Raw genomic sequence first — 13,138 nt, 5'->3', positions numbered from 1 at the left:
GACGAAGCCAGGAGGACGTTTCGTTTTTTCCTCATTGTTGGCGCGAACGGGGCTGGGCAGTGTGAGCTGCACCCGCCTGATGGAGCAGAGCAATGAGTATCGAATCGGTCATCAGCACGATCCTGGCGATCGTCTGGAGTCCTTACCTGGTCGCCCTGTGCCTGCTGGCAGGGTTGTACTTCAGCATCCGCACGCGCTTCATCCAGCTTCGCGCGCTGCCGGAAATGCTTCGCCTGATGTTCAAGCACCGCAGCTCGGAGTCTGGGCTGTCACCGTTCCAGGCATTGAACATTTCCCTGTCCAGCCGCGTCGGCGTGGGCAATATCGCCGGCGTGGCGATGGCCATCGCCTTTGGCGGCCCTGGCGCCATCCTGTGGATGTGGGTCGTGGCGTTCTTCGGCGCGTCCAGTGCCTTCGTGGAATCCACGCTGGCACAGATCTACAAGGAGCGCGACGCCAATGGCCAGTATCGCGGTGGCCCGGCCTATTACATGGAGAAGGGCCTGGGGCAGCGCTGGTACGCCTGGGTGTTCGCGCTGAGCACCGTCGCCGCCGCCGCGATGCTGGCCGGCACGCAATCCAACGCCATCGCCGGAGCCCTGGACGAGGCCTGGCAGGTTCCGGCCGAGGTCTCGGCGACGGTCGTGGTCACGCTGCTGGCATTGATCATCTTCGGTGGCGTGCGTCGGATTGCAGCGGTGACCCAGTGGATCGTGCCGTTGATGGCCATCGCCTACCTGCTGGTGGCGCTGGTGGTCATGTTGATCAGCTACGAACGGATTCCTGCCGTGATCAGCCTTGTCGTGCGCAGTGCCTTCGGCATGGATGCCGCCTTCGGCGCGATGATCGGCGTGGCCATCCAGTGGGGCGTGCGCCGCGGGGTGCTGTCCAACGAAGCGGGCATGGGCAGCGGCGCGCACCCGGCGGCGGCGGCGGAAGTATCACACCCGGTCAAGCAGGGGCTGGTGCAGGCGTTTTCGGTCTATATCGACACCATGGTGGTGTGCAGCGCCACTGCCTTCCTGATCCTTTCCACCGGCCTGTACAACGTCTACGACCCGTCGGTGAGCGGGATCCCCGACGATGCACGGATGATCGTCGCCAACCTGCCGGGCGTGGAAGCAGGCCCGCGCTTCGTGCAGCACGCGGTGGAGTCAGCACTGCCGGGGTTCGGCAGATCATTCGTGGCGCTGGCCATCCTGCCGTTTGCCTTCACCACCATCCTGGCGTTGTACTACATGGGCGACACCAACATCAGCTACCTGTGCCGCAACAAGCCGGCGCCGTGGGTCGTCCGGATGTTCCAGGTGCTGTTCCTGTCGCTGGTGGCCTATTCGGCACTGCACAGTGCGACGATCGCCTGGTCGTTGGGCGACATCGGCGTGGGCGTGATGAGCTGGTTGAACATCATCGCCATCCTGTTGCTGCAGAAGCCCGCCCTGGCGGCGCTGCGCGATTATGAAAAGAGCCGCAATGCGGGCGTCGCCGCGGACTTCGACCCCGCTGCGATGGGCATCCGCAACGCAGGATTGTGGCCAGCCCGGCCCCGCGCCGGGTAGTGACGGGCCATGCCCGTCACCCACGCAACGCGCAGCGGGGCATGGCCCCGCTCTACCAGGTCATGCACCTGGATCATTCGCTCGGCGGAATGGTGGCTTTGGCTTCGCGCCGGGTAGTGACGGGCCATGCCCGTCACCCACGCAACGCGCAGCGGGGCATGGCCCCGCTCTACCAGGTCATGCGCCGGGATCATTCGCTCGGCGGGACGGTGGCTTTGGCTCCGCGCCGGGTAGTGACGGGCCATGCCCGTCACCCACGCAACGTGCAGCGGGGCATGGCCCCGCTCTACCAGGTCATGCGCCGGGATCATTCGCTCGGCGGGACGGTGGCTTTGGCTTCGCTGCCGAAGCTGCCGTCGGCATCGGCGGCCAGGTAGGCAAACACCGTATAGGCGGCCACGTTCTGGGCCAGTGCCTTCGGGTCGATCTTGTCCAGCGTGTCGTCGGCGGTGTGGTGCAGGTCGAAGTAGTCGGTCCCGTCCTGGGCCAGCCATGCCCATGCACCGCCCTTGGACGCCAGCGGGCCGATGTCCGGGCCGGGGCCGCCCTTGTCGGCGGCGTACTCGATACCGAGCGGCTTGAGCACTTCGGCGATCTGCCGGGTTGCGTCGCGCGACCCTTCCGGATTCGGCGAACCGGTGTTGAATGCATAGATGCGGCCAGCGCCGAAGTCACTCTCGGCAGCAAGCTGGTGCAGCGTGATGTCCTTGGCATGGGCTTCGGCATAGGCCTTGCCGCCATACAGGCCCTGTTCCTCGTTGGCGAACGCCACCACGCGGATGGTGCGCTTGGGCGCCTGCTTCAGCTGGCCGATCAGGTGGCCGGCCGCCATGGTGATGCCCACGCCGGCGGCATCGTCGATCGCACCGGTACCCAGGTCCCACGAATCCAGGTGCCCGCCGATCACCACCACTTCTTTCGGCAACGAGCGTCCGGTGATCTCGCCGATGACGTTGTACGACGTAGCCGTGCCGTCCCAGCCACAATCCAGCGTCAGGCTGACCTGGGTGCTGCCACGCGCGACCAGCCGTGCCAACTGGTCGGCATCGGGTACCGACAGCGCGGCCGACGGCACCGGGCTCAGGCCTTCGTCGTAACGGGTGATGCCGGTGTGCGGCACGCGGTGCGAATCGGTGCCGGCCGAGCGCATGAGAAAGCCCACCGCGCCCTTGCGGATCGCTTCGGACGGGCCCTTGCTGCGGATGGCGCCACCGCGGCCATAGTCACGGCCATCGCGGAACGGCAGCATCTGGTAATCGACGAATGCGATCTTTCCCTTCAGCGATCCCTCCGGTGCTGCCTGCAGCGCGGCCAGGTCGGCGAAACGCACCACTTCGGCCTTGACCGTGCCGCCCGGGCTGCCGCCCAGCGCGGTGATGGTCAGGGGCTGGGCATTCTGGCCGACCACGGCGGCATGCTCGCTGCGACGTTCCCACTTCGGGAAATTGACCGGCTCTTTCCATACCTTGTCGAAGCCCAGTGCCTTGAACTTGGCCTCTGCCCAGGCCACGGCGCGCGCGTCCGCTTCGCTGCCGGCGATGCGCGGCCCGATCTCGGTGGTCAATGATTCGACGACTTTCCAGCCCGTGTCGTCGCCCAGTGCCTGCTCGCGCAATTGTGCGGCGGTATCCAGCGACGCCGGCGGCAGTGTCGTGGCACGGGGTGCGGCAAAGGCCGGCGAGGCGAGCAGGGCGAGGGAAGAGGCGATGGCAAGGACGCGGCGGCGCATGGACGACTCCAGCAAAGGGGCATAAGCGTCCGAGCTTAGCAGCGTCACCGTCGTTCGCATGGGCCCGAGGTCATGGCCATTGGAAATGGCCAGATCCGGACAAGGGCAGTTGACGGGCATGGCCCGTCACTGCCCGCAGGAACTGGCGTCCCGGTAGAGCGGGGCCATGCCCCGCTGCAGTTGGCACGCACAGCTCACCCTTGGTGAGGGGAAAGCTTGTCGCGGATCTCGCGCAGCAGCAGGACTTCTTCGCTCGGCGCTGCCGGTTCGGCTGCCTTCTTGCGCGACAGGCGGTTGATGCCCTTGATCACCAGGAAGATGGCGAAGGCCACGATCACGAACTGGATGATGGTGTTGATGAAGTCGCCATAGCCGATCACCACCGCAGGAATCTCCGTTCCATCGGCCGCCAACCGGGCAGGTGACAGGGTCAAGGCAAGATCGGAAAAATCCACCTGGCCGATCACCCAACCCAATGGCGGCATGATGATCTTTTCCACCAGTGAGGTAACGATCTTGCCGAAGGCGGCACCAATCACCACACCAACGGCCAGATCCATCACATTGCCGCGGGTGGCAAATTCCTTGAACTCAGTCATGAATCCCATCGAAATCTCCTGAAGGTGGGTTGTTGTTCGCGCAGAAGGGTAACGCAGCCGGTGTCATCCAGCGATGACGCCGTGACGCTCGCCAACGTTTTCCAGTCGAGCACTGAAACGATCCCCGGGCTTCAAGGCGGCCACGCCAGAGGGCGTACCCATGAACACAAGGTCGCCGGCACGCAGGCGCCAAAGCCGTGACAGCTCATGCAGGATCTCCGGCACGTTCCAGATCATCTGGTCCAGCAGCGATTGCTGGCGCACTTCGCCGTTGATTTCCAGCGACAGGTTGAGCGCGGCCAGGTCGCCCACTTCAGCAGCGTGCACGATTTCGCTGATCGGGGCTGATGCATCGAAGCCCTTGGCCGCATCCCAGGGGTGTCCTTTCTGCTTGGCGGCTGCCTGCAGGTCGCGGCGGGTCAGGTCCAGGCCCACGGCGTAGCCGTAAACCAGTGCCTGGGCCTGGTCGATGGGGAGCACGCCTTCGGGCGCATCGGTACCGATCGCCACCACCAGTTCCACCTCGTGGTGCAGGTCGCTGGTGGACGGCGGATAGGGGATGACATCGTCATGGCCGACCACGATGGCATCGGCCGGCTTGCTGAAGAACATCGGGCGGCCGCGTTCGGCGGCGTCGGGGACGCTGGCACCCATCTCGCGGGCGTGGTCGGCGAAGTTGCGGCCCACGCAATAAATGCGATGCACCGGAAAGGTGCCGCCACCTGCTACCGGGACACGCGGGATGGATGGGGTCGGGATTACATCGGTCATGCGGACGTCCTTGGATCAGGTCGTCGCAGTGTAGCGCCGAGCCATGCTCGGTGAACGCGGCCTGGCATCGCCTGGCATCCGCCGAGCAGGGCTCGGCCCTACCCGGGTGGACTCAGTGCGTCGGCAGTGCCGACTTGCGCACGACGCGGTATTCGCCCTCGACGACCTGCGCCGCCGCGCCACGTGCTGGCGACTTGCGCTGTGCAAGCAGCTTCCAGGCCACGCCGACCAGGATCATCGCCGCGCCGACGAACACGCCGACGAACACCATGACACCCAGGATGGCCAAGCCGAGCAGGCCCACAGCCACGCGAACCAACGGATGACGCGGCTTGCGCGGCGCAAACAAGGTGCGGAACTGGCCAAACTGGAAGGTGCGGTTGATCATCGGTAACTCACTCGGCTGACATCAGCGAGGCCCAGTATCAGCATGGCGATGTGTTACTGAGTGAAAAAAACGTTAAACGCGTGGGTCGTTCATTTGATATCAATGACTTACGTTCATGCCGCAGCCAGCCACGGAGGCAGGCATGCGACAATCGGGTTTTCCCACGCTAATGGGTCAGAGATGACTGACAACGCATTGATCTCCCTGCATGGCATTGCCGACGGTGGCTTTGCCGAAGCAGAAGTGGTGATCGATGGCGATGCCGAATCGCTGCTGCTGTACCGCCAGGGCGATGCCGTGCGCGGCTTTCTCAACATCTGCCCGCACGCGGGCCGGCGACTGGACTGGGCACCCGGCCAGTTCCTGAAAAGCCGCGAGGGCCACCTGGTCTGCGCAGCGCATGGTGCCTCGTTCGCACTGGACAGCGGGGAGTGCGTGGCCGGTCCCTGCAAGGGCGACCGCCTGCGCGCGGTGCCGGTGCAGGTACGCGACGGAAACGTGTTCCTGGCCTGACCAAAGCGGTAGCGCCGAGCCATGCCCGGCGGATTTCCGGACGCGCCGCTGCGCTCGCCGAGCATGGCTCGGCGCTACCCTGAGGGATCAGAACATCAGGTTGATCATCGCCACCACCACCAGGGTGTAGATCAGCGACAGCGGTGCGCCGACGCGCCACAGCTCGCGCGGAGTGTAGTTGGCGGGGCCGGTGATCATCGAAATGACCGGATTGGAGGCCGTCATCAGGTTGTTGGATGCCGACAGCGCCACGATCAGCGCGAATGCGGTTGGATTGCCGCCTGCGGCCAACGCCAGGTTCACCGCGATCGGCACCATCACGATGGTCGCCCCCACGTGGCTGATCACCAGCGAGAACGCAGTGGTCAGCAAGGCCAGCGCGACTTCCAGCACCCATACCGGGATGCCTTCGGGCAGCTTGTCGATGGTGTGCCCGGCGACCCATGCCGCTGCACCGCTGGAATCCATCGCCCAGCCCAGCGGAATCAGCCCGGCCATCATGAAGACGGTCTTCCAGTTGATCGACGCATAGGCCTCGTCCATGCGCAGCACGCCGGTCAGCAGCATGCCGGCCACGCCGGTCATCAGGGTCAGGGCCACCGGCAGCTTGGAGGTCAGCGCGATCAGGATGGTCAGCGCAAAGATGAACATCGCCATCTTGAATTTGTGCGGGCGCTGTTCGCCCTTCGGGTAGTCAGTGACGATGACGAAATCACGGCCGCGCGCAGCCTGCGCCAGGTCCGACCAGATGCTGTGGAAGACCAGCATGTCGCCTGCGCGCAGCTGGACCTTGCGCACGTCATCGCGGATGACCTGCTTGTCGCGGTTGATCGCCAGCAGGCTCAAGCCGCGTTCCTTGCGCAGGCGCAGGTCGGCTGCACTCTTGCCGATCACGTCCGAAGTGGGCGGCACCACGGCTTCGGAGATGCCCGCGCGACTGGGATTGAACAGGTCGCCCAGGTGTTTCAGGCGCGAGGACATGCGCAGGAACTGGTTCTGTGCGAAATCGTTCACCAGTTGCCGCGCGCCCATCACGCCCAGCACGCTGCCCACCCAGATGCGCATCTCCGCCGGTGGTGCCAGGCGGGTGTCGTTGCCGGTCTTCAGTGCCAGCAGCAGCGGGGAATCGTGCAGGGTTTCAGCCTCGCCCAGGGTCATGCCCACCAGTGGGCTCTCGGCGGTGACCACCAGCTCGAACACGTCGCCTTCGATGCCGTAGGTCTTGGCGAAATAGCTTTCGGTCCGCGCAGGGGTCACCCCGTCATTGGCCAGGGTTTCCTCTTCCACCAGCTTGCGGTCGCCGAAATAGCGGAAGTACAGCAGCGAGGCCACCAGCAGGGCGACGCCGATCGGCAGTGGCGCGAACATGCGCAGCGGTTCGATGGTGGCCAGGCCGGAGGGCAGGTTGTTGTTGGCCGAGGCCAGCAGGTCGTTGAGCAGGATCAGCGGTGAATTGCCGACCATGGTCAGCGCACCGCCCATCACGATGGCCGCGGCGATCGGCAGCAGCAGGCGCTGCAGGGTCAGCCCGGTGCGTGCCGCCAGGCGCGAGGCGACCGGCAGGTACAGCGCCATCACCGACGGGTTCTGCATGAACGATGAGTTCAAACCGGCGATCGCCGTGGTCATGATCAGCAGCCGCTGCTCCACGCCGTGGCCGCGCCGCAACAACCATGCCGCCAGCCGGTTCAGCGCTCCCGTGCGGTCCAGGCCCGCCCCCAGGATGGTGGTGGCGATGATGCTCATCACCGCGTTACCGGAAAAGCCGCCGAAGATTTCCTCCGGCGCGATCAGGCCGGTCACGCCCAGCACCACCAGCACCACCAGCGCCACCACGTCGGCACGGATGCGCTCGAACAGGAACATCGCCATCGTGAAACCGACCAGCCCGAGGACGAGCTTCATATCGGTGGTCAGCGTCAGCGCGGTTTCCATGGTGGGCGCGATCCGTTTGGCGTCAGGGGGTCAGGTCAGGTGCGGTCATACAGAAGGTCCCAGACGCCATGGCCGAGTTTCTGGCCACGGGTCTCGAAATGGGTCTGCGGGCGCCATTCCGGGCGCGGCACGTGGCCACGCGGACCGGCGCGGTTGACCAGCCCGGCGGTGGCGTCCAGCACGTCCCACATCTGCTCGGCGTAGTCTTCCCAATCGGTGGCGCAATGCAGGCGGCCACCCGGGCGCAGCTTGCGCACCAGCAGTTCGGCGAAGGCCGGCTGCAGCAGGCGGCGCTTGTTATGGCGCTTCTTGTGCCAGGGATCCGGGAAGTAGATGCGTACTTCATCCAGTGCGCCATCGGCGATTTCCTGCTCCAGCACTTCCACCGCATCGTGGTGGTACAGGCGCACGTTGCCGGCGTCGTCGTCGGCCAGCGCGTTCAACAGGCGGCCAACGCCGGGGGCGTGCACTTCCATGCCGATGTAATCGCGCGTGGGATCCTGCTGGGCAGCAAAGCGCAGCGCGGTGCCATTGCCGAAGCCGATCTCCATCACCTTGCCGGCATCACGGCCGAAGGTGGTATCGAGATCACGCGGCTGGCCGGTGAAGTCCAAGCCGAAGCGGGGCCAGCGCTCATCGAACGCGCGCTGCTGCGCCGGCGTGAAGCGGCCCTGGCGCAGCACGAAGCTGCGCACCTCGCGGCGGCCTTCATTGACGGTGAACGGCTTGGGCGGTGCCTTCGAACCGGTGCTGGAAAAGGGATCGGTCATCAGCCGATCAATCCATCGATCGGCGAGGAAGCGCTGGCATAGCGCTTGCGTGGGATACGGCCAGCCAGGAATGCTTCGCGTCCGGCCTCCACCGCCTTGCGCATCGCACTGGCCATCAGCACCGGGTTGCGCGCACCCGCGATCGCGGTGTTCATCAGCACGCCGTCGCAGCCCAGTTCCATAGCGATCGCCGCGTCCGAAGCGGTGCCCACGCCGGCATCGACGATGATCGGCACCTTGGCGTCTTCGATGATCTGCAGCAGGTTGTATTTGTTCTGGATGCCCAGCCCGGAGCCGATCGGCGCGGCCAGCGGCATCACCGCCGCGCAGCCGATCTCTTCCAGGCGCTTGGCCAGGATCGGGTCATCGGAGGTGTAGACCATCACCGCGAAGCCATCCTTGACCAGCTGCTCGGCCGCTTTCAGGGTCTGCACCACGTCCGGATACAGCGACTTCTGGTCGCCCAGTACTTCCAGCTTGGTCAGGTTGTGGCCGTCCAGCAGTTCACGCGCCAGGCGGCAGGTACGCACCGCGTCTTCGGCGGTGTAACAGCCGGCGGTGTTGGGCAGGATGGTGAAACGATCCGGCGGCAGCACGTCCAGCAGGTTGGGTTCGCCCGGGTTCTGGCCGATGTTGGTGCGGCGGATGGCGACGGTGACGATCTGCGCGCCGGCGGCCTCGGTGGCCACGCGGGTTTCTTCCAGATCCTTGAACTTGCCGGTGCCGGTCAGCAGGCGTGAGGCGTAGGTCTTGCCGGCGATCACCAGCGAATCAGAGGGGGCATGTGCGGTCATGGGACACATTATCGCCTATGGAGGGGCGGAGCGCCGAGCCATGCTCGGCGCTACCCCGTGCCGGTCACCCACCGCCCAGCGCATGCACGATCTCAACCACATCGCCATCGGCCAGTACATGGCTGGCGTGCAGGCTGCGGGTGACGATCTCGCCGTTCACCTCCACCGCGACGCGGCGTTCAAGCAGTTGCTCGGCCTGCAGCAGGTCGAGGAGGGTGGACGGATCGGGCAGGGTGCGGGCTTCGCCGTTGAGCTGGATGTTCATGTCGTCATTGTCGCCCAAGCGTTCGGCGAAGGCAGCCGGTGCCTGCCATCCATCGCGCATGGGGGGCATCGATGTCGCAGACCACGACAATCCATGTCGCGGCGCAGCGTGACTTTGTCCGCACGGATGAAACCATTGCACCGTGCGCCGGCGTACGTCCGGCGGTCCACCCCTACAGGAGTCCCACATGCTGTTCAGCAAACGCCCCGTCCGCACCTTGATCGCCGCGGCAGTCGCCCTGGCGGCCTTGCCGGCGATGGCCGCCGAATCGGCCTTCAACCGCACGGTGTTCTTCGGCGACAGCCTGACCGACAGCGGCTACTTCCGTCCCCTGCTGCCGCCTTCGGTGCAGCCGGTGACCGGCAAGTTCACCACCAACCCCGGCTGGGTCTGGGCCGAACACGTGGCCAACCACTACGGCACCAACGCCAGCCCCAACGGCAATGGCCAGACCGGTGACAACTATTCCGCTGGCGGGGCCACCGTGGCGACCGACGTGGTGGGCGCGCTGGGACCGACGCCATCGCTGAAGACCCAGGCCGCTGCTTACCTGGCCGCCAATGGCGGCAAGGCCGATGCCAACGCGCTGTACAGCGTGTGGGGTGGCCCGAACGACCTGTTCGGCATCACCGATCCGGCCCAGGCGCCGGCCATCATCGGTGCGGCAGTGACCAACCAGGTCGGCATCGTCGGTGCCCTGCAGCAGGCTGGCGCCAAGTACGTGCTGGTGCCGAACCTGCCCGACATCGGCCTGACCCCGATGGCGCGCGCGGGTGGCCCGGCGGCCATGGCCCAGTACACCGCCGTTGCCCAGGCGTACAACGACGCGCTGTATGGTGGCCTGACCCAGGCCGGGATCGAGTTCATCCCGCTGGATACCTTCGGCATCCTGCAGGAGATCGTTGCCAGCCCGTCCACCTACGGCTTCAGCAACGTCACCGACATGGGCTGCACCAGCGATTCGTCGCTGACCTGCAACCCGACCAGCTTGGCGGCTGCCGATGCTGCCAACAGCTACGTGTTCGCCGATGGCGTGCACCCGACCTCCGCCACCCACGCCATGCTGGGTGCCTATGCGGTATCGGTGCTGGAAGCGCCGCGCCTGCAGCAGGTGCTGACCCATTCGGCGCAGACCGTAGGCCGTTCGCGCGCCGACCAGGTCAGCCTGCACCTGGGCGGCGCACCGGCCGATGGCCTGTCCTGGTGGGGTGGCGTGCGCGGCGACATGCAGCGCTATGACCACGCCGATCTGTATGACGGCCTGGCCCCGGCCGGCCTGTTCGGCATCGACTGGGCACGTAATGGCGTGGTCGTCGGTGGCTTCGCCGGCTATGGCCGCATGGATGCCGATTTCGGCAACAGCCAGGGCGATTTCACCCAGTCCGACACCACCCTGGGCCTGTTCGCCGGCTGGTATGGCGAGCGTGTATGGGTCAACGGCCAGGTCAGCTACAGCTGGCTGGACTATGACGTGACCCGCAAGGTGCAGCTCGGCCCGGCTACGCGCGAACACAAGGGTTCACCGGATGGCAGCAACCTGACCGCCGCGCTGAACGCCGGTTACGAGTTCGGCCAGGAAGGCGGCTTCCGCCATGGTCCGGTGGCCGCGGTGATCTGGCAGAAGGTCAAGCTGGACGGTTATCTGGAGAGCAACACCAGTGCCACCGCGCTGGGTTACAACGACCAGGATGCAGATTCCACCGTTGGCCGCCTGGGCTGGCAGGCACGGCTGGATGGCGGCAGCGTCAAGCCGTACGTGCAGGTGACCTACGACCACGAGTTCGAAGACCGCCAGGAAGGCAGTGCGTTCCTGCAGAGCCTGCCGGGCGTGGGCAGCTATCGCGTGCCCGGCCTGAAGTTCGACAAGGACTATGCAACGGCCATCATCGGCGCGCGCATGGAACTGTTCGGGCTGCAGAGCAATGTCGGCCTGAGCGCGACCACGATGCAGAAGCGCGCGATGGACACCTCGATCTTCGCCAGCTTCAGCGGCACGTTCTGATGAACGAAGGTGCCGGCCGCTGGCCGGCACCTGTCCGAGGGGGCAGCGGCTGGCTACCCGGCCTGTGCATTGCGCTCCGTGGCACCGCCCGCATAAACTGTCGCCTCGCAACGCGGGTGTAGCTCAATGGTAGAGCTGTAGCTTCCCAAGCTACTGACGAGGGTTCGATTCCCTTCACCCGCTCCATGCCGCGTCATGGCTTGCCGGCGTCCTCGGCCGGGTCACCGTTCGAACCGCATCCCGTCCAGCGCAAGTGCGTCGACGTGGTCGCCCTCGCGATGGAATACCAGGAACTGCCCCGAGCCCGGCACGAATTCCACCCGTACGTGGTCGGCCTGCTCTGCGCCGGTTGCATGTGCGTGCAGTGGGCCCCACCGCAGCTGCATTTCCCCGTCAGCGCCGATCGACACCTCCATCGTGCCCAGCAGGGCATGACGATAGCGCCCGGCATAGGCGGCGCGTGGCAATGTCAGTGTCCACGGACGCATCTGGATGGCTGCGCGCTGTTCGGCCAGCCGCGCCCTGAACCCGCCGGCCTGTTCCTGCAACTGCGCAAACCGTGCTGCCATCCGCGTATCCACGTCGGCTTGTCCCAACAGCGTGGCATACACCTGGTCGGCAATCAGGTTGGCCAGCTTGGGTCCTGTCACGTCTTCGTTGACCAGAACCACCAGCGCCACCCTCTCATCCGGCATGAAGGACAGATGTGCATGAAAGCCGGGGAAGCCGCCGAAATGGTGCAACAGGCGATGCCCCTGGTAGCGTCCGCTGTACCAGCCCCAGGCGTAGCCTTCACGCGCAAAATCCAACCAGCTTGAATCCACGCGGGCCTGTACCTGGTGGGAGCGTTCGATGGCCGCGCGCGGCAATGCCGAAGCGCTGAACTGTGCAGCGAGGAAGCGCGCGAGGTCCGGTGCGGTGGACAGCACGCCACCGGCTTCATGCATCGTGTTGTCGGTCTTGACCAGGTATAGCGGTCTCATGGGATCTGGGCTGGCCCACGAATAGGGGCGCGCCAGGGGCCAGTGGGCATCCTGCGCGTACCGGACCGATGCGGTGGTGTGCTGCATTTTCAATGGGGCGAAGATCCATAGTGCCAACCGGTCTCGCCAGGATGGGCCAGGCTGCTGCGTCAGCCAGGCGCCGACAAGGTTGTAGCCGATGTTGGTATAGCGGAACTGCCCGTGGTGCACTGTAGGGTCTGCGCTGGACCGGTAAGCGAGGGCGCGACGTGAGCGGGCGTCCTGTACTCCGGTGTAGGCCGTTGCCCAGCCGAGTTCTGGATTTGATATGCCTGAGGTGTGCACCAGCAGGTCGCGCAGGCGTACCGCATCGGCATCGATGCCATCTGCATGCAGATGGGGAAACATCTGCCGCAGTGTCATGGCGCTATCCAGTTCCCCCCGTTGTTCGGCCAGCAGGGTCTGCAGGGCAAACATCGGCTTGGTGGCCGAGGCAATGTAGAACACGGTATCGGCACTGACCGGGGTAGTGGTTGCCTGGTCGGCCATGCCCACATACAACGTGTGGATGACCTGGTCTTCGTGTACCACGGCGACGGCGATGCCACCTGGCAACTGCAGTGCACGATGTACCCGTTCGATGTTCAGGTCCAATGAGGTGAAGTCCTTCGCGGGCCCGGCAACTGCGCAGGGCGCGAAGGTGAGCGCTGCAGACAACAGGCAGATCGGCACGCGGTTCATGCGGTGTCCTTGCAGGAAAAGGCTGGCCTGCATATGGACGCGTGAAGGGTAAAACCGGTTGCAGCCGCCTGTGGCGGAGCAGGGCAAACGGGCAGCCGCGGCCATTGCCC

General features: G+C 65.5%; 12 protein-coding genes and 1 tRNA gene. 4 read left to right on the top strand and 9 right to left on the bottom strand.

Translation table 11 applies throughout. The features are described 5' to 3' along the window. Window positions 1–92 precede the first annotated feature (92 nt). Window positions 93–1,559: an alanine/glycine:cation symporter family protein gene (locus tag H4O11_RS08755; RefSeq protein ID WP_182339037.1), complete on the top strand. Its 1,467-nt coding sequence runs from the start codon at window positions 93–95 to the stop codon at window positions 1,557–1,559. A gap of 307 nt (window positions 1,560–1,866) precedes the next feature. Here H4O11_RS08755 and H4O11_RS08750 read toward each other — a convergent pair whose 3' ends face one another. The 4 genes from H4O11_RS08750 to H4O11_RS08735 form a co-directional block, all read right to left on the bottom strand. Then, window positions 1,867–3,288: a M28 family peptidase gene (locus H4O11_RS08750; RefSeq protein ID WP_182339036.1), complete on the bottom strand. Its 1,422-nt coding sequence runs from the start codon at window positions 3,286–3,288 to the stop codon at window positions 1,867–1,869. 194 nt (window positions 3,289–3,482) lie between these two features. Further along, complete coding sequence (gene mscL / locus H4O11_RS08745) at window positions 3,483–3,896, bottom strand: large-conductance mechanosensitive channel protein MscL (RefSeq protein WP_182339035.1); 414 nt, start codon at window positions 3,894–3,896, stop codon at window positions 3,483–3,485. A gap of 54 nt (window positions 3,897–3,950) precedes the next feature. Beyond that, window positions 3,951–4,658, bottom strand: a complete 708-nt coding sequence (locus H4O11_RS08740) for a fumarylacetoacetate hydrolase family protein (protein ID WP_182339034.1) — start codon at window positions 4,656–4,658, stop codon at window positions 3,951–3,953. Between the two features lie 112 nt (window positions 4,659–4,770). Next, entirely contained in the window at window positions 4,771–5,046 is a 276-nt protein-coding gene (locus H4O11_RS08735; RefSeq protein ID WP_182339033.1) for a hypothetical protein, read from the bottom strand. A 180-nt stretch (window positions 5,047–5,226) separates the two neighbouring features. Here H4O11_RS08735 and H4O11_RS08730 point away from each other — a divergent pair, with 180 nt between their 5' ends. Continuing rightward, the gene (locus H4O11_RS08730; RefSeq protein WP_182339032.1) at window positions 5,227–5,559 is read left to right on the top strand and encodes a Rieske (2Fe-2S) protein; all 333 of its coding nucleotides are present in this window, start codon (window positions 5,227–5,229) and stop codon (window positions 5,557–5,559) included. Window positions 5,560–5,646: 87 nt separating this feature from the next. Here H4O11_RS08730 and H4O11_RS08725 read toward each other — a convergent pair whose 3' ends face one another. The 4 genes from H4O11_RS08725 to thiS form a co-directional block, all read right to left on the bottom strand. Continuing rightward, window positions 5,647–7,494: an SLC13 family permease gene (locus tag H4O11_RS08725; protein ID WP_182339031.1), complete on the bottom strand. Its 1,848-nt coding sequence runs from the start codon at window positions 7,492–7,494 to the stop codon at window positions 5,647–5,649. A 35-nt stretch (window positions 7,495–7,529) separates the two neighbouring features. Then, the gene (gene trmB, locus H4O11_RS08720) at window positions 7,530–8,264 is read right to left on the bottom strand and encodes a tRNA (guanosine(46)-N7)-methyltransferase TrmB (protein ID WP_182339030.1); all 735 of its coding nucleotides are present in this window, start codon (window positions 8,262–8,264) and stop codon (window positions 7,530–7,532) included. Beyond that, window positions 8,264–9,058, bottom strand: a complete 795-nt coding sequence (locus tag H4O11_RS08715) for a thiazole synthase (protein WP_182339029.1) — start codon at window positions 9,056–9,058, stop codon at window positions 8,264–8,266. The genes trmB and H4O11_RS08715 overlap by 1 nt, the downstream gene beginning before the upstream one ends. Window positions 9,059–9,122: 64 nt before the next feature. After that, window positions 9,123–9,323 carry a sulfur carrier protein ThiS gene (gene thiS / locus H4O11_RS08710; protein WP_182339176.1) on the bottom strand — a complete coding sequence of 67 codons (201 nt, stop codon included), beginning with the start codon at window positions 9,321–9,323 and terminating at the stop codon, window positions 9,123–9,125. 187 nt (window positions 9,324–9,510) lie between these two features. Here thiS and H4O11_RS08705 point away from each other — a divergent pair, with 187 nt between their 5' ends. Both H4O11_RS08705 and H4O11_RS08700 read left to right on the top strand, forming a co-directional pair. After that, window positions 9,511–11,325, top strand: a complete 1,815-nt coding sequence (locus H4O11_RS08705; protein WP_182339028.1) for an autotransporter outer membrane beta-barrel domain-containing protein — start codon at window positions 9,511–9,513, stop codon at window positions 11,323–11,325. Window positions 11,326–11,437: 112 nt separating this feature from the next. Further along, window positions 11,438–11,511: transfer RNA gene (locus H4O11_RS08700), tRNA-Gly, on the top strand. 35 nt (window positions 11,512–11,546) lie between these two features. On the opposite strand, the gene H4O11_RS08695 is transcribed toward H4O11_RS08700, so the two are convergent. Next, window positions 11,547–13,028, bottom strand: coding sequence for a serine hydrolase domain-containing protein (locus H4O11_RS08695; RefSeq protein WP_182339027.1), 1,482 nt, complete (start codon window positions 13,026–13,028; stop codon window positions 11,547–11,549). Window positions 13,029–13,138 lie beyond the last annotated feature (110 nt).

The sequence above is a fragment of the Stenotrophomonas tumulicola genome (genome assembly GCF_014117215.1).
In the GTDB taxonomy this organism is placed as follows: domain Bacteria; phylum Pseudomonadota; class Gammaproteobacteria; order Xanthomonadales; family Xanthomonadaceae; genus Stenotrophomonas; species Stenotrophomonas tumulicola.
The sequence above is the reverse complement of the archived record's forward strand: the minus strand, read 5'-3'. Positions and strand labels throughout refer to the sequence as shown.

Bases quoted from the DNA above. Each gene is read 5' to 3' on its own strand.
- H4O11_RS08750 (WP_182339036.1), bottom strand. From the start codon at position 3,288: ATGCGCCGCCGCGTCCTTGCCATCGCCTCTTCCCTCGCCCTGCTCGCC.
- H4O11_RS08725 (WP_182339031.1), bottom strand. From the start codon at position 7,494: ATGGAAACCGCGCTGACGCTGACCACCGATATGAAGCTCGTCCTCGGG.
- thiS (WP_182339176.1), bottom strand. From the start codon at position 9,323: ATGAACATCCAGCTCAACGGCGAAGCCCGCACCCTGCCCGATCCGTCC.
- H4O11_RS08715 (WP_182339029.1), bottom strand. From the start codon at position 9,058: ATGACCGCACATGCCCCCTCTGATTCGCTGGTGATCGCCGGCAAGACC.
- mscL (WP_182339035.1), bottom strand. From the start codon at position 3,896: ATGGGATTCATGACTGAGTTCAAGGAATTTGCCACCCGCGGCAATGTG.
- H4O11_RS08740 (WP_182339034.1), bottom strand. From the start codon at position 4,658: ATGACCGATGTAATCCCGACCCCATCCATCCCGCGTGTCCCGGTAGCA.
- H4O11_RS08730 (WP_182339032.1), top strand. From the start codon at position 5,227: ATGACTGACAACGCATTGATCTCCCTGCATGGCATTGCCGACGGTGGC.
- trmB (WP_182339030.1), bottom strand. From the start codon at position 8,264: ATGACCGATCCCTTTTCCAGCACCGGTTCGAAGGCACCGCCCAAGCCG.
- H4O11_RS08735 (WP_182339033.1), bottom strand. From the start codon at position 5,046: ATGATCAACCGCACCTTCCAGTTTGGCCAGTTCCGCACCTTGTTTGCG.
- H4O11_RS08705 (WP_182339028.1), top strand. From the start codon at position 9,511: ATGCTGTTCAGCAAACGCCCCGTCCGCACCTTGATCGCCGCGGCAGTC.
- H4O11_RS08755 (WP_182339037.1), top strand. From the start codon at position 93: ATGAGTATCGAATCGGTCATCAGCACGATCCTGGCGATCGTCTGGAGT.
- H4O11_RS08695 (WP_182339027.1), bottom strand. From the start codon at position 13,028: ATGAACCGCGTGCCGATCTGCCTGTTGTCTGCAGCGCTCACCTTCGCG.